Origin of the sequence: Lacimicrobium sp. SS2-24 (genome assembly GCF_002201535.1) — a bacterium.
Lineage (GTDB): Bacteria > Pseudomonadota > Gammaproteobacteria > Enterobacterales > Alteromonadaceae > Lacimicrobium.
Map to the genome: position 1 here is coordinate 652,644 of NZ_NIWW01000001.1, position 25,174 is coordinate 677,817.

The window sequence follows — 25,174 nt, forward strand, 5'->3', positions numbered from 1 at the left end:
TTTCTCCTTACCACGAGTGAAAATAATGACCCGGATCAGCGCAGATACCACACAACTCCGATACACTGGACAAAGCCTTGATAACGGATCGGATTCAGCTATATGACTGACTGGCATACAAAAAGCAGCGAAGAGGTACAACAAACACTGCAAAGCACCGCAGAGGGCTTAAGTTCTGAGCTGGCACATCAACGGCTGGCAGAAAACGGCCCAAACCGCCTGCCTGAGGTCAAAGGCAAACCGGCCTGGCTGCGCTTTTTGCTGCAGTTTCACAATATTCTGATTTATGTGTTGCTGATATCCAGCCTGATCACCGCCCTGCTAGGTCACTGGCTGGATACCACCGTGATTCTGGCCGTCGTGCTGGTGAATGCCATTATCGGTTATATACAGGAGGGCAAAGCCGAGCAGGCTATGCAGTCATTGCGTAATATGCTGGCGCCTAATGCCTCGGTGATCCGTAATGGCAAACGCCAAACCATTGCGGCCACGGATCTGGTCATCGGCGATCTGGTTTTACTCGAAGCCGGTGACAAAGTTCCGGCCGATATGCGCCTGCTAAAAGCCCATAACTTAAGTATTCAGGAAGCCATACTCACCGGCGAATCGGTGGCGGTAAATAAAAATACCGATGCGGTTAGCATCGATGCCCCCTTAGGAGAGCGTTCAGGAATGGCTTTCAGTGGCACCTTTGTCGGCGCAGGTCAGGGCCGCGGACTGGTGGTAGCCACAGGGGCTGCCACTGAGATTGGCAAGATCAACCGTATGCTCGGCGAAGTTGAGCAGCTTACCACACCTTTAGTTGAGCAAATGGCCGGTTTTGCCAAATGGCTCAGTGCTCTGATCCTGGTACTGGCGGGCATGTTGCTGATTGTCGGGTACAACCTGCTCAACTACCCCTTTACTGAGCTTTTTATGATTATTGTGGGGCTGAGCGTCGCTGCCATTCCGGAAGGCTTGCCTGCTGTGCTGACCATTACCCTTGCCATTGGCGTGCAGGCCATGGCCCGACGTCATGCGATTGTCAGGCGCTTGCCCAGTATTGAAACCCTGGGCGCAGTATCGGTAATTTGCACCGACAAAACCGGCACCCTGACCCGCAATGAGATGACGGTCATCCAGGTGCAAACCGCAGCTCAAAACTATCAGGTGGAGGGTTCCGGTTATGCGCCCTCAGGGGTAATTCTCGATGAACAGCAAACGCCCCTGCAACGTACACCGGCGGCCCTGGAGTCAGCAGCCCTTACAGCACTGCTTTGCAATGATGCCGCCTTACATGAACAGCAGGGCCAGTGGTCGATACAGGGCGATCCCATGGAAGCGGCGCTGTTAAGCTTTGCCCTTAAGGCTGGCCTGAATCAGCAGGACAGTCACAAGGACTGGCCCCGCACCGATGCCATCCCCTTTGACAGCGAACACAAGTTTATGGCCAGCCTGCATCATGATCATCAGGGCCATGGCTGCATTATGGTTAAAGGCGCGCCGGAAAAGCTGATTAATCTGTGCACCAGCGTGCGGGGAAATGACAACACCAGCGATAAAATAGACCGGGACTACTGGACACAACAGGCTCAGGAAATGGCGGCACAGGGGCAGCGGGTACTGGCACTGGCAGTAAAAGAAGTACCCGCAGAACATACCCTGTTGAAGATGCAGGATCTGGATCAGGGCCTGAGTTTACAGGCCCTGATCGGCATCATGGATCCGCCTCGTGAAGAAGCGGTGGAAGCGGTGGCGCAATGCCTGGCAGCAGGCATTAAGGTTAAAATGATCACAGGTGATCACCCTGGTACTGCGCGCGCCATCGGTGAGAAAATAGGTCTGCAGAACACCGAGAAGGTTCTTACCGGTGCTGACATTGAAACCCTGGATGATGCGGCACTGGCCTTATTGGTCAACGATATCGACATCTATGCCCGTACCAGCCCGCAACATAAGTTACGCCTGGTCATGGCGCTGCAATCTCACAACCTTACCGTAGCCATGACAGGCGACGGTGTTAACGATGCGCCAGCCCTGAAACGCGCGGATGCCGGGATTGCCATGGGCCTTAAAGGCAGTGAAGCGGCCAAAGAAGCCTCTGATCTGGTGCTTGCCGATGATAATTTCGCCACCATTGCGGCCGCCGTGGAACAGGGCCGTACGGTGTATGACAACCTGAAAAAGGTGATTGGCTGGACCCTGCCCACCAATGGTGGTGAAGCGGCGACCATTATTGTTGCTCTGCTGCTGGGCATGAGCCTGCCGATTACGCCCCTGCAAATCCTCTGGGTAAACCTGATTACCGCCACAACCTTAGGGCTGGCACTGGCCTTTGAGCCCACCGAAGCGGGTACCATGCAGCGCCCGCCCCGTTCCCGACATGCCCCGATTGTATCAGGTGTATTAGCCTGGCAGGTGATACTGGTCAGTTTTTTATTTCTGGCCGGTATGTTCGGTATTTTTAGCTATGCCAGCGCTCGCGGCGACAGCATTGAGCTGGCCCGTACCCTGGCCGTAAACACCCTGGTGATCATGGAAATGTTTTACCTGTTTTTTATCCGTCACAGCTACAGCACCTCCTTCAGTTGGCAGGCCATTAAAGGCACATCTGTGGTGTGGCTGATGGTGGGTATCGTGATTCTGGCACAACTGGCGATTACCTATCTGCCCTTTATGCAACGGATATTCGACACCCGCCCCGTCTCGCTCGCCGACGGGCTAATCATCACAGGTATTGGTATTGCTCTGTTTGTGGTGGTGGAGCTGGAAAAACAGATCCGGCTCAGGCTCACGTCATTCAACTGTTCCTGACCGGCCACTAAGGCACTGGATTCCCGCCTGCGCGGGAATGACTGGCGTAAGGGGTATGCCCGAATGCTGTTGTCGGGCATCCAGTGCCTTGTTAACCCAATCGTGCCAGATGCTAAGACGCTGGATTCCCGCCTGCGCAGGAACGACAGATATGTGAGTTGGCCTCAATCATGCTATTAGTTTTCGCCGTCATGCCCGAATGCTGTTGTCGGGCATCCAGTGCCTGTAAGACTGTTCTCTTACAAAAAAGCCCGCTAAGTGCGGGCCTTTGCATTAATATCCATTACCTTAACGGGGATATTGGGCCGGTACGCCTTCACCGGGCAAGGTGGCGTTAATAAATTCCCGTAAATCCTCGTTGGCGGCCTCGAGATCGGCTCGGCGCAGGTACATCATGTGTCCGCTGCGATAGCCTTTAAAGCTGAACCTGTCGCGCATTTTACCGCTGGGATCAATATGCCACATATTGTACTTACCATCGAAGTAGTTGGTGGCACCGTCATAGTAGCCAGACTGGATCATCACATTCAGATAAGGGTTCTGCGCCATCGCCAGGCGCAGATTGCGACCGGTGTTATTATCTGAGCGATCCCAGGGATGCACCGGACCAAACATGTTGTACTTCAGATCCGTCTCATACTTAAGCTCATGCTTGATATAGTGATTGATAGCCGGGGTGAAAGAATGCAGCCAGGAGGTCAGCTCTGCCCAATAATCGGGCCGATCACCGGATTCTTTTTCATCAATACCCAGATAGCGACTATCGAGTCGCCCAAGGGTCTTACCTTCATCACGCAGCAGCTCTTTCCAGAAAAATGCGGTACTCACATCCAGATTGTTCTGTTCAATGGCTTGTTCACTTAAACCGGAATAACGGGCCATGGTGGCGGTGATCTCCGCCTTTTCCTCTGGCGAAATAAACGCACCTTTAGCCAGTGCCGGTAATAATTTGTTGAGGGTGAATTCTTCTACCTGTGGCAACAGTTCATCCAGATCCAGCTTCTGTAGCTCCGGCTCTAGCTTGTTATGGTGCCAGGCTGTCGCGGCAAAATACGGCAGGCGGTTGGCCGATTTTACCGGGCCGTTACGTTCAATACCGATATCGGTGGGTGATACCAGCACCACACCGTTTAAGTACATCCACTGGCTGTTCTGCAGCTCCAACGCCAGCCCGGAGACTCTTGTGGTACCGTAACTTTCACCAATCAGATACTTAGGTGATGGCCAACGATTATGACGGCTGACAAAGGTATTCAGCCACTCGGCCAGATATTTCACATCGGCATTGACGCCGAAAAACATCTCCTTTTGTTTGTCTTTCGGTGGCAATTTACCTTCTTCATCTTTGAGCACACGGCTGTAGCCGGTGTTGACAGGATTAATAAAGACAATATCCGCCACATCCAGTATGGAATAGGGATTGGTCTTGACCCCATAGGGCTGCACAGGATAACCCTCGTCATCAATTTTAAGCGTACGTGGTCCGGTATAAGCTACATGCATCCACACCGATGCAGACCCCGGGCCGCCATTGAATGACATGACCAGGGGCCGTCTTTCCTGATCTTTGGCGTCTGTGCGCTGATAGTAGGTGTAAAACAACGAGGCGACCGGTTTGCCTTCTTCATCCCACACCGGCTGCGTGCCGGTGGTGGCAGAATAACTCACCCGTTTGCCTTTGATGGTGGTCTTGTGTTGTGTGACCACCTGATTGTCTACTTCAATTTCACGATTATTGGCGTTTGCAGCCGTGCTGCCTAACACCAACAGTGCACAGATAACAACCTGCACCAGAGTGTGTGATTTCAACATAGGTTACTCTTCTTGTAGTAAATAACAGATTAACGGCAACATCATAGCAGTCACAGTAGCGTGACAGCACCGTACCCGCCTGACTTTATCGCACCCTACCCGTTGTCCGACGTTTTTTGACCCTGGCACCGCGCTACAGGCCTTATATGAGTGCATAAGGCCTGGATAAAACAGGCTGACAACGCGCCAGCGCAGGATGAACACAGCACAATCCCGCACCTGAAGGCTCAGTCGTCACCTAGCCGTTGTGGTGTCTCATTGGTCTTGAACACGCTGTTGTTTAGCACTGGTTAAACCATCATGAAACCCGCGCGCAAAAGGTTCGGCAGATACAGCAATAACCAGGCAAATTGATCCCAGCAACATCATATTGCGACGGTTTCTTTTATACCCTAAGACGGTAAGCACCACGAAAGCGACGGATAACACTAATTCCACATAAAACATTGAAGCCTCCCTGTTGAGTGTTAATGGACTGCCAGCAGCAAACAAGCAGACACGGCTTGCACCGTGCCGCGCCTGAGCCCTGCTCGGTTAAAATTCAGGCATTGCCTCCTGCTGATAGTCTTTGGGGATACTGAACATGCCCGCTTCAGGTTGCTTACGTTCAAAAGCCAGACTGATTACCTGTATGCCGGTGTCTTTAAACTCCCGGATTTGCAGCGGGACTTTGTTATTGGCAAACAAGTGCTGATTAAGCATGGCATCGTCAACATCACCGCTCATTTGCGCGGTAAAGTCACTCATCTTCTTAAAAAATCCGGCCAGAGTTTTATAGTCGTCGGGCGCAATGGCAGTATCACCAAGATCCGCCACACAGGCCTCGCTAATAAGGTTGTCGCCGCGCTTCAGTGCAATCCACTGACAATCCGTACCATCGATTTGCTCGTGGCGATCACTGGGCGTGAGTGTTATCGCTTCTTTGGGCTGTTCAGATGCCATTGAAGGCATCATCTGCTCCATCATCTGTTGCATCTGCACCCGCTGCTCAGGCGGCAAATTAGCCATCTGTTCTTTCATCTGCGCCATGGCCTGTTGCTGCATCTTACTGATACCACCGGCCATCTCCTGCATTTGTTGCTCGTTAAGACGCATATAGCGGCCTTCTTCATGCATCAGCGTAATCATCTCGCCGCTGTTGGCGTCATAAATAAACTCCGTACGACCGGCACTATCCACCGCCGCTGCTTTGCCCTGATCGACGTACAGATGCTGAGCCTGCTCCTGCCCCTGCATTTTCGTGGCGATACGTGTGTCAGCCCAACTGGCTGAGGTTGCCAGACTAAGTGCCAGCGCCAGTGGTAATGTTGTCTTGAATCTTGATGTCATTGTGTTTCCTTAATTGTCATCTTCACCGTCTTATCGTTGTTGGCATTACTGATGTTTTCAACTTTGGCGGCGGCTTTTCTCACATCCAGTACCAGTGTCTCCGAGATCTTATCCTGAATAGCCTGCCGGTTGCTGTCCCAGAAAAGTTGCACAAAACCCAACAGTCCAGTGGCAAATCCGGCACCATATCCCCCGTAGCGACCAAAGCTTTCCCACAGGTTTGGTGCCCTGCCATCCAGTCTTATGACTTTAATCCCCAGCAATTTCTTACCCGGCGTCTGGCCCTTAAACCAGGCAGTAAATACGGTAAAATATAGCGCTGCCCAGCCAAAACCCAGGCCCAGGTCGCGAATGATCCCGCGCACCCAGTCCATAATGCTTGGCGGAGCTGGTTCGGAGGAGGTCAAAGGTGAAACGATCGCAACATCGTCCTCTGCAGATAACCGTTCCTCGCTTTGTTTCGCCGCTTCTGTACGTTCCGATTTAATCTGTGAGAGTACCCCGGCAAAACGTTCATCGACCTCATTGCGAAAAGTTTGCAGCTCATCGGCATTGAGCGTGCCCTGCGCTTCTTCATACATCGCGTCGAGGATCTCCCGCTGCTTAGCCTCCGGCAAAGGAAAACGACCAAAGTCATCGAGCACCTTTATTGCTATGCTTTGCCAGCACTGCAACGCGGGGGCACATTCACCAGCGCGAATATTTTCTGAGGTCATGCCCATTTGCACCATATGTGCTGTAAACCGTCCTACATCACCGAGTCTCTGCGCTTTTTGCGCCATGTTGCTGACACTGCTTTCACCCATTGACGCCTCTCTGATAACCTCCAGCGATGCAAAAATAACGATAAACAAAAGCAGCGCTGCAAAAAGGGCCAGTAGCTTACGCAAGATAGGGAAGCGCCCTTTGCTGCGCAAGCGACTACTGGAACGCACTAACACCCAGGATGCAATAGCGGCCAGAAAAATACTGTGAACAAAGGTCAGCAGGGCGACCAACAGCAAATCCACGGCCATTGCCACCCCGCGCTTCCAGGGGGTTGCCAGTGCTACGCCGTACAACGATTCCGGAATCTCAAAGGCATAAGGGGTCACATAGTCCCGACTCTCTGCCAGCGTTAGCTGATGCCGTGTGGTGTTTCTCTGCGCCAGGTTCTTTTCCATGTTGTTTTCGTCACGTTATGATTAATTCAGGCTCTTAATCGCCTGAGTAATACCGTCAAGCGTCATCGGATAGAAGCGGTCTTGCATCAGCTCCCGGATAAGTCGCACAGACTGATAGTACTCCCAATATCCCTGTGACTGAGGACACAGCCATATTGCCTTGTCAAAATGACTCAACAAACGCTGCATCCACACCGCCCCGGGCTCCTCATTCCAGTGCTCAACGCTGCCACCGGGATAACTGATCTCATAAGGCCCCATGGTGGCATCGCCGACAAAAATCAGTTTATAGTCACTGCCGTACTTGTGAATCACATCCCACACAGGTATCGCCTCGTCATGGCGACGCAGGTTATCCTGCCAAACCCCCTCATACACACAGTTATGGAAATAGAAATACTCGAGGTGTTTAAATTCGCTGCGGGCGGCGGAAAAAAGTTCCTCACAGGCCTGCACATGCATATCCATTGAGCCGCCCACATCAAAAAACAGCAACAGTTTTACCGCATTATGGCGCTCTGGCACCATTTGCAGGTCGAGCAAGCCTGCATTTTTCGCCGTACCACGAATGGTGGCCGGCATATCCAGTTCATCACTGGCACCGGTGCGGGCAAATTGGCGCAGTTTGCGCAGGGCCACTTTGAGATTTCGGGTACCGAGTTCCACATCAGAAGCCAGATTTTTAAACTCGCGCTTATCCCACACTTTCACCGCAGAAAACTGATTGTTGCCATCCTGTCCGATGCGCACGCCTTCAGGGTTATATCCATACGCGCCAAAGGGTGAGGTACCTCCTGTGCCTATCCACTTATTCCCTCCCTGATGCCGTTTTTGTTGTTCCTGCATACGCTCTTTAAGGGTTTGCATCAGCTTCTCCAGCCCACCCATGGCCTGAATCCGTTTTTTCTCTTCTTCGCTAAAGTACCGGTCCAGTTCTTTGCGCAACCATTCTTCGGGGATTTCCTTGCCAAACAGGTCCAGGCTGTCGACTCCTTCAAAATAATCAGCGAAGGCACGATCAAACTTGTCATACTGACTCTCGTCTTTCACCAGTATAGTGCGCGAAAGCATATAAAAGGCATCCATGTCGGCAAACACCAGTTGCTTTTCCAGCGCCCCGAGCAAATCCAGCAACTCCCGCAGGCTGACCGGCAGTTGGTACTGACGCAGACGAAAGAAAAACTCCACTAACATCAGCGACGCGCCATGAAAGCCAGTTTTTCAAACAGGTGAATGTCCTGTTCATTTTTTAGTAAGGCCCCGTATAAAGGCGGAATGGCCTGCTTACTATCCTTGTTTTGCAGGTCCTGCGGACTGATATCCTCAGCCACCAGGAGTTTCAGCCAGTCAATCAGTTCTGAAGTGGAGGGCTTTTTCTTCAGGCCCGGAATGTCACGCAGGTTAAAGAACGACTCCAGCGCCTGATTCAGCAGGTTCTTTTTCAAGCCAGGGAAGTGCACATCGACGATGCGTGCCATCTCCTCTTTGTCAGGAAAACGAATATAGTGAAAAAAGCAGCGACGCAGGAAAGCTTCAGGCAGTTCTTTTTCATTATTTGAGGTAATAATAACAATCGGACGTTGCGCCGCCCGCACTGTCTGGCGCGTCTCGTAGACGTAGAACTCCATGCGGTCGAGTTCCTGTAACAAATCATTGGGAAACTCGATATCGGCTTTATCAATTTCATCGATTAACAGCACAGGACGCTGCTGCGCTTCAAAGGCATGCCACAGCTTACCCTTGACAATATAATTGCCAATATCCTGTACCCGGGGATCGCCTAACTGGGAATCGCGCAAACGGGATACGGCATCGTACTCATACAGGCCCTGCTGCGCCTTAGTAGTGGATTTAATATGCCACGCAATCAGATCTGTATTCAGACTGCGGGCCACTTCCTCGGCCAGCAGGGTTTTACCGGTGCCCGGCTCGCCTTTGATCAGCAGGGGGCGCTCTAGCGTGACGGCAGCATTTACCGCCAGTTGTAATTCTTTAGAAGCAATATAGTTCTCGGTTCCGGTAAAGCTCATGTGCCCTCTTTGTGATTTCAGGTTATTGTGATGAATCATACCAATTAAACTAAACAATTGGTCACTTAACGAGAGCTAAAAAGTTCACTGGCAAGGCATGGTCCTGAAGATCGAGTGGGGCTAAATCGAAGGGCCATAACACTGCCAGGGGGCTTTTTAGCCTCGTCCGCAGGGAGCAGCCACAAGGGCTTATCTCTTCATTGCCGCCTCTTGACGTAGAACCACTATGCCTTCACAAAGATTTCGGGAAAATCTTTGAACATCCGCAGGATGGCTTTTAGGCGAAGAGCATGGATGTCCGGAATAAAGCGCCCCCTTGACCTAAGCCCTTCTGACTAGCTCTAAGTTGACTGATTATTTAGTTCAATTGGGATTAAAATATCATATAGCAAAAAAGCAGTTTGATTTTAGTGGCACAGGCCTAATCTATAACGGTGAAATTTAATTCCGTTTGAATCAATATCATTTTTACGTTGTCTGGCATCATGAAGCTGACAACAACATGCAAGGAATCACCATGCAAGTATATAAAGATAATTCAGAGTCTATCGGCCATACGCCCCTGGTTAAACTTAACCGGGTCACCGGCGGTAACGTTTTTGGCAAGATGGAGTCCCGCAACCCAAGTTTCAGCGTAAAATGCCGTATTGGTGCCAATATGGTATGGGATGCTGAAAAACGTGGTGTCCTCACTGAAGGCAAAGAGTTGGTTGAACCCACCAGCGGGAATACCGGCATTGCCCTGGCGTTTGTAGCCGCCTCTCGCGGCTATAAATTAACACTGACCATGCCCAGCACCATGAGCCTGGAAAGACGCAAGCTGCTCAAAGCACTGGGTGCCAATGTGGTACTGACCGAAGGGCCTAAAGGGATGAAAGGCGCCATCGCCAAAGCACAGGAAATTGTGGATTCTGATCCAAACAAATACATTATGCTGCAGCAGTTTGATAACCCGGCCAACCCGGAGATTCATGAAAAGACGACCGGGCCGGAAATCTGGAATGATCTGGACGGAAACGTCGATATTTTTGTAGCCGGTGTCGGTACCGGTGGCACCATTACCGGTGTCAGCCGTTATCTTAAGAAAACCCAGGGCAAACAGGTACTCAGTGTAGCCGTTGAACCGACCGATTCACCGGTTATTTCTCAGGCAAAAGCAGGCCAGGAACTGACACCGGGCCCACACAAAATTCAGGGTATTGGCGCGGGCTTTATTCCCGGCAACCTGGATCTTGATATGGTGGATGCGGTTGAGCAGGTTGGTAATGATGAGGCGATGGAAATGGCCCATCGGCTGATGCGCGAGGAAGGTATACTGGCCGGTATATCAACCGGTGCAGCGGTTGTGGCTGCCAAGCGCCTGGCCGAAAAGCCTGAAAACGCCGACAAAAACATTGTCGTGATCATGCCTAGCTCCGCTGAGCGCTACCTTTCCAGCCCCCTGTTTGCCGGGGCCTTCAGCGAAGAAGAGCTGGCACAGTAACAGGCGGCACACGGAAACAAGACAAAGCCGCTGCAACCATCCGGTTGCAGCGGCTTTTTTATGCCATTAACAGTCTTTACTTTTTCTACAGATCACCGCAGACTTTGTGATACTAAGACATGTCCAGTGTGTAACTGGCTCTGTGGAGACGCATTTTGAAAAGCTGGCTTATTCTACCCTGTTTACTGATGTTTACCCTTTTAGCGGCCTGCTCACCGGCTGAAAAAAGTGAAGGTGTAGGCAAATACGGCATGATGGATGAAGGCACCCCAGAATACGCCGCGATTAAATTCTTCGATTATCTGTACCATGATGACAATATCGAGCGGGTCAAAACTCTCAGCACCGACAAAATGGACAGACTGCTGGATAACTACCGCACCAATCGCAACTTTCAGCGCCATGTGATTAACCTGCCCTATGATCAGGTTGAAATGCAGATTGACAGTGGCAACAGTAACATGCGCTCGGAGTTTGCAGATCGGGCCAGCATTACTATTTTCTTCACCGGTACTCTGCACAGTGAGAAAGTGCAGGATTTGCGTACCGTTAATCTGAGTAAAGTGAAAGGCCAATGGCTGGTCGATGACATTGAGGCAGATCCTTTCCTGTAAGCTGGCAGTTCTGGGGTTAAGCTGAGCCAAAACACAGCTATCTCATGTGACACGCGCTCTGTTCTGCGCCCAGATTAACCTGCAATAAAAGATTTATATGCCATGGCCTGAGGTAACAGATTGGCAGCCAGTGACAACAGATTATTTACCACATGACATAAAATGCCTGGCCAAATTGAGCCACTGGCCACATACAGGTAAATGATAATAAGTAACATCAGTGCCTTACTATGGCGATACAACCTAAGATCGCCCTGAGTTTGTATTTTCTAGTCGCTTCTGTTGTCGTTAACATCACTGCGCGTACTCATAAGAAACCTACAGTCCCAATGCCACACCCTCGCGTCTGGGATCGGCACCACCAATCAGTTTGCCGTCTTTAACCAGTATGCCGTGCAGGCCGCTGTTGAGATCGATCACCCTGACCTCGTGGCCACGCGCCTCAAAGTCATCCGCCATAGATGCCAGCGGGGTACCTTTCTCCAGTGCCGTGTAATCATTACGGTTAGTAATTTTGGGCAGGTTGATGGCCTGCTGAATATCAAGCTCCCAGTCGAGTACGCCAATCATTGTCTGAATCACGTAATTAATAATGCGGCTGCCGCCAGGTGAGCCTACCACCAGATAGAGCGCACCCTGTTGGTCAAATACCATCGCCGGCGCCATAGAGCTGCGTGGGCGTTTACCCGGCTCAATACGGTTGGCAACACGCTTACCGTCTTTTTCTGATACAAAAGAGAAATCCGTCATCTGGTTATTGAGCAGGAACCCGCCGGTCATCAGCCCTGAACCAAATGCCATCTCGATGCTGCTGGTCATGGATACCGCATTTCCCTTGCCGTCCACGATGGCAATATGGGTCGTGTTGGATAAGTCGTATGCTTGCCCCGCCACCAGGCTGCTTTGTGTATAGGGCTGCCCGGCACTGGCCTTACCCATGTCTTGGTGTGCATCAATCAGACGTGAACGCTGCTGTAAATATCCCTTTTCCAGCAAGGGTTGCATATCCAGCCCGGTAAAATCCCCGTCGGCCACATAAGCCTCACGGTCGGCAAAGGCTAAACGGGATGCCTGGGTAAACAGGTGCAAGGCCTGCAGACTATTAGGTGGGTAATCGGCCAGATTAAATCGCTCTAGCATTCCTAAGGTTTGCACTATGGCCACACCGCCGGAACTCGGTGGCGCCATACCGCAAATGCGGTAGACCCGGTACAGTGCACACAAGGGTTCACGTTGCACCGGCTCATAGGCCTGCATATCTTTGAGACTCAACCGCCCCGGGTTAATACTCGCCTGCTGAACCGTAGCAACAATCTGTTTTGCCAGTGGCCCCTGATAGAAGCCTTTGGCGCCCTGCTCGGCGATTTGAGTCAGACTGGCGGCCAATTTCGGGTTCTTTAACAGGCTGCCTGCTGCCACTGGCTGACCATCCGGGTAAAAGTATTCATAGGTCGAATTAAACTTTTTTACACCGGGGTGAATATCCATCGCCACCAGTTTGGCCAGGCGTGGCGACACCTCAAACCCCTTTGAGGCCAGATTGATGGTGTCCTTAAACAAGGCATTCCAGGGCAGCCGCCCGAATTGTTTATGGGCCATGTCCAGTGCACCAATGGCTCCTGGAACCCCGACCGCCTGTCCACCAACGATGGCATCACGCCAGGGCTTGGGTTGCCCGTCCTGGATAAACATATCGGGATCCACATCAAGGGGAGCTTTTTCCCTGCCATCGAAGGTGTACAGACGTTCATCCTCGTTGTCCCAATACAGAATAAACGCGCCGCCACCAATTCCCGAAGACTGAGGCTCAACCAAGGTCAGCATGGCCTGCACGGCTACCGCCGCATCAATGGCACTGCCGCCTGCCTCGAGTATACGCCGACCTGTTTCCGAAGCATGGGGGTTAGCCGCACTGATCATATAACGCTGTGCGCTCACTGCCTGCTTGTGCTGATAGCCCGTCGCGGCTTCTGGCTCGCGATCTTCACGTTGTTTCGGCTCAGCAACACTGCCTGCGGTCAACAGGCTCAATAACAACAAGAATCTGGATAACAACATGGAGGCCTCTCTTTAGCGGTAGCGTGAAGGGTCAGGTTTGCGCTTTTCCAAAAAGGCGGCAAACGCCTCTTTGGCAGGTTCAGACTTGAGCTGCTTGATAAACAAATCCAGTTCATTGTGCATATGCCGGGTAACCTCCTGATGAGAGGTTTTCATCAGCAATTTGGTCAGCTTCATGGCCTGTCTCGGCTTACTGACCAGGTTTTTCAGGACCTTTTGTACCCTATCGTTCAATACCTGCTCTTCCATAGCCTGGTTGATCAGTCCAAATTGCACCGCGTCATCCGTACCGAACGGCTCACCGGCCATCAGCCATTGTGCCGCTTTGCGGTGTCCGGCCAGACGCGGCAACAGATAACTCGATGCATATTCGGGGACCAGTGCCAGATCAATGAAAGGCATGGAAAAACGCACATTATCAGCGCAATACACCAGGTCACAGTGCAGCAACAAGGTGGTGCCAATCCCCACAGCCAGTCCCTGCACCTGAGCCACAACCGGCAGCGGACATTTCATCAGTGCGGTCATAAAGCGCACGGTTTGCTCGACCTGTTCCGGTCCGGTCGCATTGGCAAAGTCACTCAGATCATTGCCTGCGGTAAAATCACTGCCCTGTGCTCTGATTAACACGGCTCTGAGATCTTCAGACTCTGCGGCCTGTTCCAGCGCATCGGCCATCTCTTCATACATGGCGTGAGTAAGCGCATTTTTCTTCTCAGCCCGGTTAAGGACAATCTCCAGCACCTGGTTAGTATGTTGAATGATGATGTGTGACATCCCGGCCCTGCCTGTTATTTACTGATTGAGATGCCGCACTTTACCAGCCTGTTTCACGAAACAACAGTGTCCCTTGGCCTCCGGCCTGTATCGGCAATAACACAACCAATACAATGACTCTTAAAAACAGTATGATAACCTCATTATTTCACTCGTAATCCTGGGCTGCCGTCACCAAGAGGATGTTAAACCTGCCATTAAAACCTGAGCAAATTGCCGGGCCGTTACTGTTGCTGCTGGCCATCGTGCTGGTCCCACTGCTTATTCCCGAGGCCTATGACAGCCTCGCCTATCAGCGAGAGGACATCGCCCGTTTGCAATTCTGGCGCCTGGTCACTGCCCATATGCTGCATACCAACCTCAACCACCTGTTACTCAATGGCGCAGGGATTGTGTTGTTGTGGGCTGTATTTGGGGACTATTACCGAACTGCGAATTATCTGACGATGACACTTGGCTGCGCCCTGCTAATCAGTGCAGGTCTGTATTGGCTGGTACCACAACTGAGCGGCTATGTCGGCCTGTCAGGTGTACTGCATGGGTTGTTCGTCTGGGGTGCGCTGTGTGATATCCGTACCCGGCGCCGTTCGGGCTGGCTGCTGTTATTTGGCGTGATTGTAAAAGTGGGATACGAATCCCTGATTGGCGCCGACCCTCAAATCAGTCTGCTGATTGAAGCCCGGGTCGCCACGGAAGCCCATCTGTTCGGCGTCCTTAGCGGGGGGCTTTTGGGTCTGTTTTTTACTCTGCAAAAGCGGCTAACACCTGCTACTTAAAAGCTCATCATTTTAAATACAAAAATGGGGTAACGCGCCCCATCCGAGTCAGAGTTTAAAGCGGGATACCGCTTTATTGAGCTGCGTCATCAGTTCGCCAATCTGGCCCATTGCTGCGCTGGATTCTCGGGTACTGTCAGCACTTTTTTCCGCCAGCTCCACAATGCTGCCAAGACTGTGAGTAACGGCATCGAGCAACTGATCCTGCTGCCCGGTATCTTCGACAATTTGCTCATTGATGGCATTAAGATCACCGATAATCTGCTGAATCGCGGTGATCTCCGCGTCCACCTGTTCTATCTGCTCAACGCTGCCCTTTGCCTGCTGCTGACCGGACCCCATCGCATCCACGGCCTGCCTGGCATCACTTTGCAAACTGGAAATCATCTGCTCAATTTCCTCAGTAGAGCTTTGGGTGCGGGTGGCCAGGGTTCTGACCTCATCGGCCACCACGGCAAAGCCACGCCCTTGCTCACCTGCCCGCGCGGCCTCAATAGCGGCATTTAAAGCAAGTAAATTAGTTTGCTCGGCGATAGTCTTAATCACATCCAGAATTCCACCAATATTATTGCTGTTGGTCTGCAGACGATTGATGATTTCTGCCGAATGCCCGGCCTGATCAGCCTGACTGAGGATCTGTTGCTTGGAGCGGCTGACAAGCTGGCCCACATGGCGGGTCTGGCTGGCTACCTCAGACAACCTGCGGGTGCTCTGCTGAATCTGGTCGAGGTTACTCTTACTGGTGTGGCGCACACTGCTGGTGTTATCAGCAGTCTCACGCACCTGTTCGGTCTGTTGCTGAACCTGTCTTAGGGTATCCTCTGACAGGCGCTCGCTGCTGGCAATGGCCTGTTCAAGCAGCGTCTCCTGACGTAATATCTGCGATACCACCTGATGCAAACCGCTGCTCAGTTCATTGACATCTTTTGCCAGTGAGGCAAACTCATCATTACCACTACTGTCTGCCTTATGAGTCAGATCACCACTGCTGATCACGCTCAGGCTCTTGCGAATGCGATCCAGTGGCCGTGAGATGCTTTTAGCGGCGGCAGTGCCGATAATAATCACCATCACCAGTGCCAGCAACATAATCAGCACACTCTTGAAAATATTGCTCTGTACCGCATCGAGAATGGCATTCTGGCCCTGCAATGTATCGGCATTGACCTTATCAAACAACTCACCCATTTGTGCCCGGGCCCGCTCCATACTGGTTTCAGCCGCAAGCATTTTCGCCTCTGACAGAGCGAGGCTATCCAGACGTTGCGCTTTTAACTCAAACAAGCCACCACCGCCTTCATATTGCTCTACGAACTTCTGGTATTGCTCATTAAAAGCCTCCATCAACCCGTCTGTATCTACGCCATCGGCGATTCTGTTAATAAAGCTGACGTTGTTATTGAGATCGCCGATGGTGAGTTGCAGGTTATCTCTGATCGTCTGCGTCAGCTCACTGTCCCGGACATTGACAAACTCTGTGGTGGCGTTAAGTAAGGTGACAATAATATTGTCAATGCGGGCCCCAGCCCCGACAATCTGCGCCAAGGCGCCCTCTTCAGCCCCATCAAGGTAAGACATATCCAGCAGATTGGCACCGGCGTCACTGCCGGTATATTCAATCTCCAGAGCCAGATCGGTAATACGGCGTTGCAGAGACAGCCCGTTGATCCTGGCCTGATACATCTGCTGTGCCTCGGTCAGATAATTTTGCGCCGCTTCGGTGGCATTAGAGAGTAAAGATTTGTCGGCGGGATTCAGCGGTAAACTTTGCAGCCGTTGCAGTTGCGTCTGAAAGGTCTGTTTAAGGTCGTCAAATTGTTGCTGGCTGGCCAGTAGTTTTTCCTGAGTGGGCGTATAAAAGCCTTCCGTTGAGACTTTTGCTAAGGCCAGTAATTGCGTTTGCACCACCAACATCTGTGACTGCACCGGCATTTTTTCGTCAGCAACCAGACGCGCACTCTGGCGGATATCAGACAGGCCCCAATAGGAGGTGACATTGGTAATTAACAATAAGACACCGAACAATACAAAGCCGGTGATGATCTTGCCCACGACGGTTATACGCATAAATTAACTACCTAATGTGCCCATTGGATCTCAGTTTTGTCATCCTGCAATGGTCCTTTATGATTGTGTTAGCCGACCGGAGAGAGAAAGCTTAAATTGGTCGTACCAGTTTATTTACACTATCATAACAATTTGAAATTGTTTCTCAATTGCCATGGAATGACTTTTCATCCGGGCTCACTCCCTTATAATGGCTGCACCTTCATTTTATCGGCATTTTTCCATGGAACAGAACCAAGAATTAAAAAAAGCCGGGTTAAAAGTAACCCTTCCAAGAATTAAGATCCTGGAAATCCTGCAGGATCCTGAAAACCAGCACATCAGTGCCGAAGATGTGTACAAGATATTGCTCGAACAAGGTGAAGAGATTGGACTGGCAACCGTATATCGGGTGTTAAACCAGTTCGATGATGCTGGCCTGCTGGATCGCCACCATTTTGAAGGGGGTAAGTCGGTTTTCGAAATGGGCCAGAAAAAACACCATGACCATCTGGTATGCCTAAAATGTGGCAAGGTGATTGAGTTTGAAGACGATATTATTGAAAAACGCCAAATTGAAGTGGCCGAGAAGAACAACATAAAGCTGACTCACCACAGCCTTTACCTTTATGGGGTCTGTGAGCCCAGCTGCGAAGACAAGTAGCCCCATCACCTTTCTGATACAACCAAAAGCTTACGCAGCAAACCGCAAAGCACTGTTACACCCCATACAAGGGGTGTAATCTCTTCCGGGCGGCCATTGGCCTGTGATCACTTACCTGTGCGTTAGTAGTGGTATTTTACCTTACTGAACAAGCTCTGTGCCTGCTGCCATATCGGCCCGGCCTGACCAGAGCCGACTGCTTTGCCATCCAACTCGACCACCGGTGCCACTTCCTTGCTGGAGCTGGTCAGCCAGATTTCATCGGCATAGCGTACTTCGTCCATGTGGACCTTACGCACTTCTACCGGTATGTGACCGTCTTTAAGCAGTGCATCAAGCAGAATAAAGCGGGTAATGCCGGGCAGAATCTGGTTATCCAACTCAGGGGTAATAACAACCCCCTCTTTCACAATAAAGACATTGCAGGCAGCTGCCTCGGTGAGTTCATTGTGCTCATTGAACAGTAACACCTCATCCACTGCGGCTTTCTGGCCACTGCGAAAATGCATGATGTTACCCAGCAGCGCCGTGGATTTGATATTGCATCGTTTCCAGCGTTTATCCTGCTCAGACACCACCTTGTAGGTGTGCGCCGACTCAATTCGGGCGACAGGCTCTGCGGGGATCTCAAAGGTAAAAGCAAATATCGTGGGACTGAGTTGTTGAGGATAGCGGTGAGCACGGTTATCTTCAGTACCGCGGCTGACGTGCAGGTATATGCCCAAATTGCCCGCGCCGTTTTCGCTCATCAGCCTTTCAAAAATAGCCTGCCACTGTGCCAGGGTCATATCGACATCAATTTCCAGCGCTGCCAGACCATCATGCAATCGTTGCATGTGCTGTTTAAAGCCCACCATTTTACCCTGATAAGAGGGAACCACTTCATAGATACCGTCGGCGAACAGAAATCCCCTGTCCATGGGCGAAATACTGGCCTGGTTTTTGGGAATAAACTGACCGTTAAGATAAACAATGCTCATGACAGGCTCCGGTGAGAAAAACGGGCGCTATCATACACCAATTATCGGCGTTGAAACATGCTCTCAGTGCACCCGTTTTGATCATTGACGCTATGCAGGTAGCCAACCATCACAGCGGTTTTATTATGCTCCTGATGTGTTAGGGCTGACCACCTTATCCCGCCATTTTTGCGACCGGTATTTGTCCAGCAAAGGCGCAACATCCTTGGGGCAGTCCAGCAAGCCTTTTTGCTGTAAATAGGCGGTATTATATAACTTAGACGCCGAGCGCTCGCCTAAATCACATGCAAAGGTCACCACCGTTTTACCCGGACCACTATACAGCGCGGCAAACAGGGCGCCTGCCACATTCAGCGCCGAGCTGCTGCCCAGTACAATACCGTCTTTGTTACGCACATAGCGGGCAATGGTCACCAGATCAGAGTCGGGTAAATTGATCCCATGATCGATTCTGGCTTGTCTGAAGTTTTCCACCATACGCATAATGCCGATACCTTCGGTGATAGAACTGCCATGATTTTTGTATTCTCCGCTTCTGAGATATTCGTAAATACCCGAGCCATCAGGATCCACCAGCCACACCTTCACATCGCCGTTCTGCTCTTTGAGGTAACAGGAATTGCCCGCAATCGTGCCACCTGTGCCCGCTGCAGAGACCAGAATATCGATCTTACCGGCGGTTTGTTGCCAGATTTCCGGCCCCGTATGCAGATAATGGGCACGACTGTTACTGGTGTTTTCAAACTGATTGGCCCACCAGTGATCTTTATGCTGTTCTGCAACCGCTTTGGCGCGATGATAAAAGTGATTCGGGTTGGCAAAGGGACACGGCTCCACCGTCATCAGTTTGGCTCCATAGAGTTCCAGAACCCGTTCTTTTTCTTTAGCCTGGTCATTAGGCATCACCGCCAGCATTTGCATGCCGTAAGATTTAGCCACCAGCGCCAGTCCAATCCCGGTGTTTCCTGCTGTACCCTCAACAATGGTCATGCCAGACTTAAGCTCTCCTCTTTGCATGGCGTCCTCAACCATTTGCAAGGCAGCCCGGTCCTTAATGGAGCCGCCCGGATTCTGGAATTCACACTTAAGATAAATGTCACAGCCGGTGAGTTCTGATAAAGAATGAATGCGTAACAAATCCGTATTGCCGATAAGCTCGGCCTGATGGCGGGCAGTTATCATAATCTGACGCTCTGGTCGCTTAGGAATAAACCTAGATTAAAGCTTTTTTGCCGCGATACCAATCTCTTCCCGCAGGACCGGTAATGGTTAAACCTGCCGCGTCATCTGAGCAGACTGGAGAGGTAATGGGGCTGATCATGAAAATTACGGTAGCAGTAGGCGAGAAACAATTCTGCGGTGGCAATGGCATCTTCCAGCGCATTATGGCCCGGATGCGCGGGCAGTTCATATCGCGCGCGACATTTATCCAGGCTCAGGCCCTCCATTTCTGCAGCCTTTCCCCGCCGCTTCAGGGTCTTAAGCTCAAGAGCCAATGTATCGACAACTGCCGGTGGCGCAAAGGTTCTCCCCCTTTGCTGATAGGCTTGTCGTAAAAATGCCATGTCCAGCGGGGCATGATGAAACAACCACAGGGTATCCTCACTTGCCGCGCTATCCTCTTCCAGCTTGCACAATCCTTCAATAAGGTCTGAGCCTTGTTGCAGATGTTGGCGTGTCAGGCCATGAATCGCCGGGCTTTGCCCCAGCGTTGCTGCGGTATTAATGACAAAGCTTTGCCGCTGCGTCAGCATGATCGTCGGAGGCTCAACGGGCACCCAGGCTAGCGACAGAATTTCGTCCTTGCCAGCATCCAGTCCAGTCAGTTCCAAGTCGATGGCCAGATAACGATACTCTTGCCAGGGTTTGCTTTTTCCCCGTGCGGCAAACCAGCGCTGAAGCCACTGCATCAGAAGGCCCCACGGGAGAATGTCAGTGCCAATCCATCCTGTGCATCCTTAATTAACCTGAACGCTGCTTTTAGCTGGCGCCGGGCCAGTGAATCGAGGTTATCCGGTACAATAAGGTTATCTGGCACAGCCTGATTCAATTGATGTGACCAGCGCATCTGCACCAAAAAACGCCAGGCCGCCAAAAGGTCGGTGCCATCGCCTGTATTCAGTGCACCGATATCAATCAGACGCTGCAAGCGAGCCGGCGTACTGCAATCGCGCACTTTAGCAGCCAGTGAGTGAATACGCGCAATATCATTGATAATGGCGATACCGCTTTTTTTAATGTCGATCACCTCCTGCTCATCTTCTCGTTTTTGCGTGCGAAAACGATTAAACAGACCGATGGGCACGGCCAGAGTGGCACTGCTCGCTGCCAGATTAGCCAGAAAAATCTGATTGGTAGCCAGCTCGGTGACCGCCTTGTCGAATCGTTCAAACAAGGCAGTATCGCCATATAGCGCACGGTGGTCGAAAAAAATGTTGGTGCGCATCAGCGCATCCTGGTCCGGCTCCAGGATCCAGCCTTTAAACTTTTGCACCCAGGCCTGCTCTGACAGCCGCAATGCCGGATTAGAGGCCATGATATTGCCGCCACACAACTTCAGGCCACAGCGGGCCAGTCCGTCGCAAACAAAGTCAGCCAATCCGGCAAACCATGCATCTTGCTGCTGATCCGGATACTGCGCCAGCAGCAAGCCGTTATCTTGATCAGAGCTTAAGGTTTGATCGCGCCGCGCCTGTGAACCAAAGGTCAGCCACACATAGGGAAATGGCGCCTCACCGTGCTGATGTTGATACAGTGCAATAAGTCGTTCGTTAAACGCATCCGTAAAGCTGGCCAGCAGATCGCCCACCAGACGCACATCGACCACCCGGTGTGCAAATTGGTGCAGGTGTTCGGGTACCAGTCTGGCAATGGCTTCGAGTTGCTCTACCGTCGTGGCTTTGCGTATCTGACTGACAAGAAACAAAGGCTCGCTGCGTTGCTGGCGCATCAGATCGGTGGCGGTGATGACACCAACCGGACGACTATCCCTGACCACGGCGATGTGATGCACATTTTCACTGGTCATAGCTTGCATGGCATCAAACAGCGGCGCCTGCCAATCCAGGTTGATCACCGGTGTGGTCATAAAGTCCCGCACTGGCTGCTCATAAGACTGACGACGGGCCACCACTCTGGAGCGAATATCACGATCGGTAATAATACCCTGCAGGCGGTCGTCGTCGACCACCAGCACACAGGAGACTTTATTCTCGGTCATGATGTGCGCCGCATCACCGACACTGCACGTGCCCTGCACCGCGATCAACTGACGCGCCAGGATATCGGCCACAGATAATTGCGTCCAGTCATGCTCCTGACTGCGGGACTCTGTCAGTAGCCTGTCTCCCAGCGCCCTGGCGAAGTAATCGGAGAACTGAGCATTATGCTGACACAAATAATCAAAGGGGGTCTGCGCCAGGCTATAGAGCAGACCATCATTGATCACTTTGAGCCGATTGGTAATCGGTCGACGGGTCATCAGCGAGGGATAACCAAACAGGTCTCCGGGTTCAAGACGTTCAATCAGTTGACGCTGCGCGCCCACCAGATCGAAGACTCCTTTTTTAATCAGATATAGTTGCGGGCGATCTTTGGGCACGACTTGCTCTAGACTCTCTTCACATAAATAGTGCAACTGCAGGTGCTGTAAGCAATATTGCAGCTGATCCTCCGTTAACCGATCAAAAGGCGTGCAGCCACTGAGAAATGCCCGGGTCGAATCCACGTTATCCATAGGGTGTATTGCCTCGCCATTCAGCCTTATTGATTGCAAAGATATATCAGCAGTGGCGCCTCTTCATCCAACGGCACCCAGTCAGCATCCAGCGCTTGTCCCGCTGCCACGATTTTCAGATCAGGATGAAAATCGGCACGCGCAGCATGACGACAATCAATGACCTGTGGCACCCGCCGAGCGGTGGCACGACGCTGAAAAAAGTACAAATCCACCAGTTTCACCCCAGGATAATCCTGATTGTCTGCGGCGTTTTTGGTGTCTACCGCCATAAACCTGAGTGTCTGAGGCCACACATAACTCCAGGGACGGTACCAGTTTTGTTCCTTTATCTCGCGCACCACTTTTACTCCTTCGGGCAGTAAACTGCGCTGATGAGAATACCAGCTGTACTCTGCCTGAACCTGAAAGGCCAGCATGCCCACACCGGCAAACACCGGAATCAGCCATTTTGGCGCTTTGTTATGGCTCAGCCAGCGCAGTGCCAGTGCAATACCCGCTGCCCCTACACCGGCGGTAATAGTGGCAATAAATTCCCATAGCATCCTGTTGTCCTTCCTCTGTCATCCATTAAGCAAACCAAAGCGGGCAACATCGCCCGCTTATGCTTACACCTATTACTCAGGTGATTCAGTGGCCAGTGGCAATACCCGCGCCACGAGGGTAGCGTACACTTTCCACCAGTTCCTGAATCTCCTGCGGTGGCTTTTCTGTCATCGCAGAGACGGCAAAGGCCACAGCAAAGTTAATCACGGCGCCCACTGCTCCAAAGGACAATGGTGAAATTCCCATCAACCAGTTATCCGGTGTGTTGGCCAAATTATTGGTGCCGGGGATAAACAACCAACCGAGGTAAACAAAGATATAGATGACGGTGGACAGCAAGCCTGCCAGCATACCAGCAATGGCACCTTTATTATTCACCCGGGTGGAAAAGATCCCCATCATCAATACCGGGAAAATAGACGCACCGGCAATACCGAAGGCCAACGCCACAACCTGTGCCGCAAAGCCTGGCGGGTTCATACCCAGATAGGTTGCCACGACAATGGCGACGGCCATTGAAATTCGGGCAGCACGAAGTTCACCACGCTCAGATATCTTCGGATTAATAGAGCCTTTGATGAGGTCATGACTGATCGCCGATGAAATCGCCAGCAGCAGTCCGGCAGCCGTTGACAAGGCAGCGGCCAATCCACCGGCTGCAATCAGCCCCACTACCCAGGCGGGCAAATTGGCAATCTCCGGATTCGCCAGCACCAGAATATCGTTGTTCACATTCAGCTCATTGCCGTTCCAGCCGCGCTGGGTTGCGGTTTCAGCAAACTCAGGGCTGTCATTGTAAAGCTGAATACGACCGTCATTATTCTTGTCTTCAAACTGAATCAGTCCGGTCTGTTCCCAGGTCTGGATCCAATCCGGACGCTCTTCATATTTAATCGCATCCGCCGTCGGACCATCAGGGTAGATGGTGGTCAGCAGATTCAATCTGGCCATAGACGCCACAGCCGGGGCAGTGAGATACAGCAACGCAATAAATACCAGTGCCCATCCGGCAGACCAGCGCGCATCGGCCACTTTGGGGACGGTGAAAAAGCGGATAATGACATGGGGCAAACCTGCGGTACCGATCATCAGTGACAGGGTGAACAACACCATGTTGAGCTTATTGGGCACGTCTGCGGTGTAGTCTCTGAAACCCAATTCATTAACCACCTGATCCAGTTTTGCCAGCAAAGGCATGCCCGACTCTGTGTGCTCTGAAAACAGCCCCAGTCCGGGAATAGGATTACCGGTCAGTTGCAGAGAAATAAACACAGCCGGAATGGTATAGGCAATGATCAGCACTACATATTGTGCTACCTGGGTATAGGTAATACCTTTCATCCCCCCCATTACGGCATACAGAAATACCACCACCGCCGCGATCATCAGTCCGGTGTTGCTGTCTACTTCGAGAAAACGCGAGAAGGCCACACCGGCACCGGTCATCTGGCCGATGACATACGTCACCGAGGCGATAATCAGACAGGCCACGGCAACCAGACGAGCGCCGGAGCTGTAGAAACGATCACCGATAAAGTCCGGCACGGTAAATTTGCCAAACTTGCGCAAGTAAGGCGCCAGTAACATGGCCAATAATACGTAGCCACCTGTCCAGCCCATTAAAAAGGTGGAGTTGGCATACCCCCCTGCGGCAATCAGCCCCGCCATGGAGATAAAAGACGCCGCCGACATCCAGTCTGCTGCCGTGGCCATGCCATTCATGACCGGGTGAACACCACCACCGGCCACATAAAAATCGCGGGTGGAGCCAGCCCTCGCCCAGATGGCAATACCAATGTACAGTGCGAAGGACGCACCGACAAAAATTAAGTTTATTGCAAATTGACTCATTGCCCCTACTCCTCGTTCACGCCAAAGCGTTTGTCCAGCTGGTTCATTTTCCAGGCATAGAAAAAAATCAGCGCGATAAAGGTCAGAATGGAGCCCTGTTGGGCAAACCAGAAGCCCAGATCCGCGCCACCAACCTGAATGCCTGACAGCCAGGGTCTCAGCAATATTCCAAAGCCGTAGGAAGACAGTGCCCAGACTACCAAACAGCCGGCAATCAAACGCAAGTTAGCCTTCCAGTAGGCTTGGGCGATACTTTTGTCGTCCGCCATTTGTTTACTCCTGTCGTTATGGTTGTAAAACAATTGTTAATCTAGCAGGCACGGCCAAGGCTACTAGCCCGACTTTAGTCGAACACCCCACCTTAAACCTGGCTGAACAGAGCTACTCCCCTTGTAATCAGGCGTGGAGCGACGCAATGCTGGACGTGATGCCCTCTAGACCATAGTCTTATACCCATCGGCTTTAATAGCTGGTCCGATGAACAGTGGCGCAAGGCGCCATAACGCAAACCGTCCT

At 51.7% G+C, this 25,174-nt stretch carries 22 protein-coding genes; 5 read left to right on the plus strand and 17 right to left on the minus strand.

Features of this window, described 5'->3' with window-relative positions; genetic code table 11:
- Positions 1-102 precede the first annotated feature (102 nt).
- Positions 103-2,793 carry a cation-transporting P-type ATPase gene (locus tag CCY32_RS02885; protein WP_088329044.1) on the plus strand — a complete coding sequence of 897 codons (2,691 nt, stop codon included), beginning with the start codon at positions 103-105 and terminating at the stop codon, positions 2,791-2,793.
- 288 nt (positions 2,794-3,081) lie between these two features.
- Here CCY32_RS02885 and CCY32_RS02890 read toward each other — a convergent pair whose 3' ends face one another.
- The 6 genes from CCY32_RS02890 to CCY32_RS02915 form a co-directional block, all read right to left on the minus strand.
- The gene (locus CCY32_RS02890; RefSeq protein ID WP_088329045.1) at positions 3,082-4,605 is read right to left on the minus strand and encodes a carboxypeptidase; all 1,524 of its coding nucleotides are present in this window, start codon (positions 4,603-4,605) and stop codon (positions 3,082-3,084) included.
- A 255-nt stretch (positions 4,606-4,860) separates the two neighbouring features.
- Positions 4,861-5,052 carry a hypothetical protein gene (locus CCY32_RS02895; protein WP_088329046.1) on the minus strand — a complete coding sequence of 64 codons (192 nt, stop codon included), beginning with the start codon at positions 5,050-5,052 and terminating at the stop codon, positions 4,861-4,863.
- An 87-nt stretch (positions 5,053-5,139) separates the two neighbouring features.
- On the minus strand, positions 5,140-5,934 hold the full coding sequence (locus CCY32_RS02900; protein WP_088329047.1) for a hypothetical protein: 795 nt from the start codon (positions 5,932-5,934) through the stop codon (positions 5,140-5,142).
- The gene (locus CCY32_RS02905) at positions 5,931-7,097 is read right to left on the minus strand and encodes an RDD family protein (protein WP_246840508.1); all 1,167 of its coding nucleotides are present in this window, start codon (positions 7,095-7,097) and stop codon (positions 5,931-5,933) included. The genes CCY32_RS02900 and CCY32_RS02905 overlap by 4 nt, the downstream gene beginning before the upstream one ends.
- A gap of 21 nt (positions 7,098-7,118) precedes the next feature.
- The gene (locus tag CCY32_RS02910) at positions 7,119-8,291 is read right to left on the minus strand and encodes a VWA domain-containing protein (RefSeq protein WP_088329048.1); all 1,173 of its coding nucleotides are present in this window, start codon (positions 8,289-8,291) and stop codon (positions 7,119-7,121) included.
- Complete coding sequence (locus CCY32_RS02915; RefSeq protein ID WP_088329049.1) at positions 8,291-9,127, minus strand: MoxR family ATPase; 837 nt, start codon at positions 9,125-9,127, stop codon at positions 8,291-8,293. The genes CCY32_RS02910 and CCY32_RS02915 overlap by 1 nt, the downstream gene beginning before the upstream one ends.
- A 517-nt stretch (positions 9,128-9,644) precedes the next feature.
- Here CCY32_RS02915 and cysK point away from each other — a divergent pair.
- Together cysK and CCY32_RS02925 are read left to right on the plus strand one after the other, a co-directional pair.
- Positions 9,645-10,610: a cysteine synthase A gene (cysK, locus tag CCY32_RS02920; RefSeq protein WP_088329050.1), complete on the plus strand. Its 966-nt coding sequence runs from the start codon at positions 9,645-9,647 to the stop codon at positions 10,608-10,610.
- Positions 10,611-10,765: 155 nt separating this feature from the next.
- Positions 10,766-11,224, plus strand: coding sequence for a hypothetical protein (locus CCY32_RS02925; protein WP_246840509.1), 459 nt, complete (start codon positions 10,766-10,768; stop codon positions 11,222-11,224).
- 74 nt (positions 11,225-11,298) lie between these two features.
- Here the strand turns inward: CCY32_RS02925 and CCY32_RS17165 are convergent, their stop codons facing one another.
- From CCY32_RS17165 to CCY32_RS02935, 3 genes are all read right to left on the minus strand, one after another.
- Positions 11,299-11,442: a hypothetical protein gene (locus CCY32_RS17165; protein WP_168171414.1), complete on the minus strand. Its 144-nt coding sequence runs from the start codon at positions 11,440-11,442 to the stop codon at positions 11,299-11,301.
- 100 nt (positions 11,443-11,542) lie between these two features.
- Entirely contained in the window at positions 11,543-13,282 is a 1,740-nt protein-coding gene (gene ggt, locus CCY32_RS02930) for a gamma-glutamyltransferase (RefSeq protein ID WP_088329051.1), read from the minus strand.
- Between the two features lie 12 nt (positions 13,283-13,294).
- Complete coding sequence (locus CCY32_RS02935; RefSeq protein WP_088329052.1) at positions 13,295-14,059, minus strand: enoyl-CoA hydratase; 765 nt, start codon at positions 14,057-14,059, stop codon at positions 13,295-13,297.
- 182 nt (positions 14,060-14,241) lie between these two features.
- On the opposite strand from CCY32_RS02935, the gene rrtA reads away from it, so the two are divergent.
- A complete protein-coding gene (gene rrtA, locus CCY32_RS02940; RefSeq protein WP_088329053.1) occupies positions 14,242-14,835 on the plus strand; it encodes a rhombosortase in 594 nt (197 codons plus the stop codon).
- A 48-nt stretch (positions 14,836-14,883) separates the two neighbouring features.
- Here the strand turns inward: rrtA and CCY32_RS02945 are convergent, their stop codons facing one another.
- Positions 14,884-16,902, minus strand: a complete 2,019-nt coding sequence (locus tag CCY32_RS02945; RefSeq protein WP_088329054.1) for a methyl-accepting chemotaxis protein — start codon at positions 16,900-16,902, stop codon at positions 14,884-14,886.
- 223 nt (positions 16,903-17,125) lie between these two features.
- Here CCY32_RS02945 and fur point away from each other — a divergent pair, with 223 nt between their 5' ends.
- Complete coding sequence (fur, locus tag CCY32_RS02950; protein WP_088329246.1) at positions 17,126-17,545, plus strand: ferric iron uptake transcriptional regulator; 420 nt, start codon at positions 17,126-17,128, stop codon at positions 17,543-17,545.
- A 122-nt stretch (positions 17,546-17,667) separates the two neighbouring features.
- On the opposite strand, the gene CCY32_RS02955 is transcribed toward fur, so the two are convergent.
- The 7 genes from CCY32_RS02955 to CCY32_RS02985 all read right to left on the minus strand — a co-directional run bounded on the left by CCY32_RS02955 (position 17,668) and on the right by CCY32_RS02985 (position 24,927).
- On the minus strand, positions 17,668-18,525 hold the full coding sequence (locus tag CCY32_RS02955; protein WP_088329055.1) for an aminotransferase class IV: 858 nt from the start codon (positions 18,523-18,525) through the stop codon (positions 17,668-17,670).
- A 123-nt stretch (positions 18,526-18,648) separates the two neighbouring features.
- Positions 18,649-19,707 carry a cysteine synthase A gene (locus CCY32_RS02960; protein WP_088329056.1) on the minus strand — a complete coding sequence of 353 codons (1,059 nt, stop codon included), beginning with the start codon at positions 19,705-19,707 and terminating at the stop codon, positions 18,649-18,651.
- 101 nt (positions 19,708-19,808) lie between these two features.
- On the minus strand, positions 19,809-20,435 hold the full coding sequence (locus CCY32_RS02965) for a 3'-5' exonuclease (RefSeq protein ID WP_088329057.1): 627 nt from the start codon (positions 20,433-20,435) through the stop codon (positions 19,809-19,811).
- Positions 20,435-22,261 carry a DUF294 nucleotidyltransferase-like domain-containing protein gene (locus CCY32_RS02970; protein WP_088329058.1) on the minus strand — a complete coding sequence of 609 codons (1,827 nt, stop codon included), beginning with the start codon at positions 22,259-22,261 and terminating at the stop codon, positions 20,435-20,437. Before CCY32_RS02970 ends, CCY32_RS02965 begins: the two co-directional genes overlap by 1 nt.
- Before the next feature lie 26 nt (positions 22,262-22,287).
- Entirely contained in the window at positions 22,288-22,806 is a 519-nt protein-coding gene (locus CCY32_RS02975) for a hypothetical protein (RefSeq protein WP_088329059.1), read from the minus strand.
- A gap of 85 nt (positions 22,807-22,891) precedes the next feature.
- The gene (locus CCY32_RS02980) at positions 22,892-24,658 is read right to left on the minus strand and encodes a sodium:solute symporter family protein (RefSeq protein ID WP_088329060.1); all 1,767 of its coding nucleotides are present in this window, start codon (positions 24,656-24,658) and stop codon (positions 22,892-22,894) included.
- A gap of 5 nt (positions 24,659-24,663) precedes the next feature.
- Positions 24,664-24,927, minus strand: a complete 264-nt coding sequence (locus CCY32_RS02985) for a DUF4212 domain-containing protein (protein WP_088329061.1) — start codon at positions 24,925-24,927, stop codon at positions 24,664-24,666.
- Positions 24,928-25,174 lie beyond the last annotated feature (247 nt).

What these genes read in the sequence shown, in the direction of transcription:
- CCY32_RS02965 (WP_088329057.1), bottom strand. Translation starts at nt 20,435, where the DNA reads ATGCAGTGGCTTCAGCGCTGGTTTGCCGCACGGGGAAAAAGCAAACCC.
- CCY32_RS02945 (WP_088329054.1), bottom strand. Translation starts at nt 16,902, where the DNA reads ATGCGTATAACCGTCGTGGGCAAGATCATCACCGGCTTTGTATTGTTC.
- CCY32_RS02975 (WP_088329059.1), bottom strand. Translation starts at nt 22,806, where the DNA reads ATGCTATGGGAATTTATTGCCACTATTACCGCCGGTGTAGGGGCAGCG.
- CCY32_RS02890 (WP_088329045.1), bottom strand. Translation starts at nt 4,605, where the DNA reads ATGTTGAAATCACACACTCTGGTGCAGGTTGTTATCTGTGCACTGTTG.
- fur (WP_088329246.1), top strand. Translation starts at nt 17,126, where the DNA reads ATGGAACAGAACCAAGAATTAAAAAAAGCCGGGTTAAAAGTAACCCTT.
- CCY32_RS02980 (WP_088329060.1), bottom strand. Translation starts at nt 24,658, where the DNA reads ATGAGTCAATTTGCAATAAACTTAATTTTTGTCGGTGCGTCCTTCGCA.
- rrtA (WP_088329053.1), top strand. Translation starts at nt 14,242, where the DNA reads ATGTTAAACCTGCCATTAAAACCTGAGCAAATTGCCGGGCCGTTACTG.
- CCY32_RS02900 (WP_088329047.1), bottom strand. Translation starts at nt 5,934, where the DNA reads ATGACATCAAGATTCAAGACAACATTACCACTGGCGCTGGCACTTAGT.
- CCY32_RS02910 (WP_088329048.1), bottom strand. Translation starts at nt 8,291, where the DNA reads ATGTTAGTGGAGTTTTTCTTTCGTCTGCGTCAGTACCAACTGCCGGTC.
- CCY32_RS02895 (WP_088329046.1), bottom strand. Translation starts at nt 5,052, where the DNA reads ATGTTTTATGTGGAATTAGTGTTATCCGTCGCTTTCGTGGTGCTTACC.
- ggt (WP_088329051.1), bottom strand. Translation starts at nt 13,282, where the DNA reads ATGTTGTTATCCAGATTCTTGTTGTTATTGAGCCTGTTGACCGCAGGC.
- CCY32_RS02960 (WP_088329056.1), bottom strand. Translation starts at nt 19,707, where the DNA reads ATGATAACTGCCCGCCATCAGGCCGAGCTTATCGGCAATACGGATTTG.
- CCY32_RS02905 (WP_246840508.1), bottom strand. Translation starts at nt 7,097, where the DNA reads ATGGAAAAGAACCTGGCGCAGAGAAACACCACACGGCATCAGCTAACG.
- CCY32_RS02955 (WP_088329055.1), bottom strand. Translation starts at nt 18,525, where the DNA reads ATGAGCATTGTTTATCTTAACGGTCAGTTTATTCCCAAAAACCAGGCC.
- CCY32_RS02885 (WP_088329044.1), top strand. Translation starts at nt 103, where the DNA reads ATGACTGACTGGCATACAAAAAGCAGCGAAGAGGTACAACAAACACTG.
- CCY32_RS17165 (WP_168171414.1), bottom strand. Translation starts at nt 11,442, where the DNA reads ATGTTACTTATTATCATTTACCTGTATGTGGCCAGTGGCTCAATTTGG.
- cysK (WP_088329050.1), top strand. Translation starts at nt 9,645, where the DNA reads ATGCAAGTATATAAAGATAATTCAGAGTCTATCGGCCATACGCCCCTG.
- CCY32_RS02935 (WP_088329052.1), bottom strand. Translation starts at nt 14,059, where the DNA reads ATGTCACACATCATCATTCAACATACTAACCAGGTGCTGGAGATTGTC.
- CCY32_RS02985 (WP_088329061.1), bottom strand. Translation starts at nt 24,927, where the DNA reads ATGGCGGACGACAAAAGTATCGCCCAAGCCTACTGGAAGGCTAACTTG.
- CCY32_RS02970 (WP_088329058.1), bottom strand. Translation starts at nt 22,261, where the DNA reads ATGGATAACGTGGATTCGACCCGGGCATTTCTCAGTGGCTGCACGCCT.
- CCY32_RS02915 (WP_088329049.1), bottom strand. Translation starts at nt 9,127, where the DNA reads ATGAGCTTTACCGGAACCGAGAACTATATTGCTTCTAAAGAATTACAA.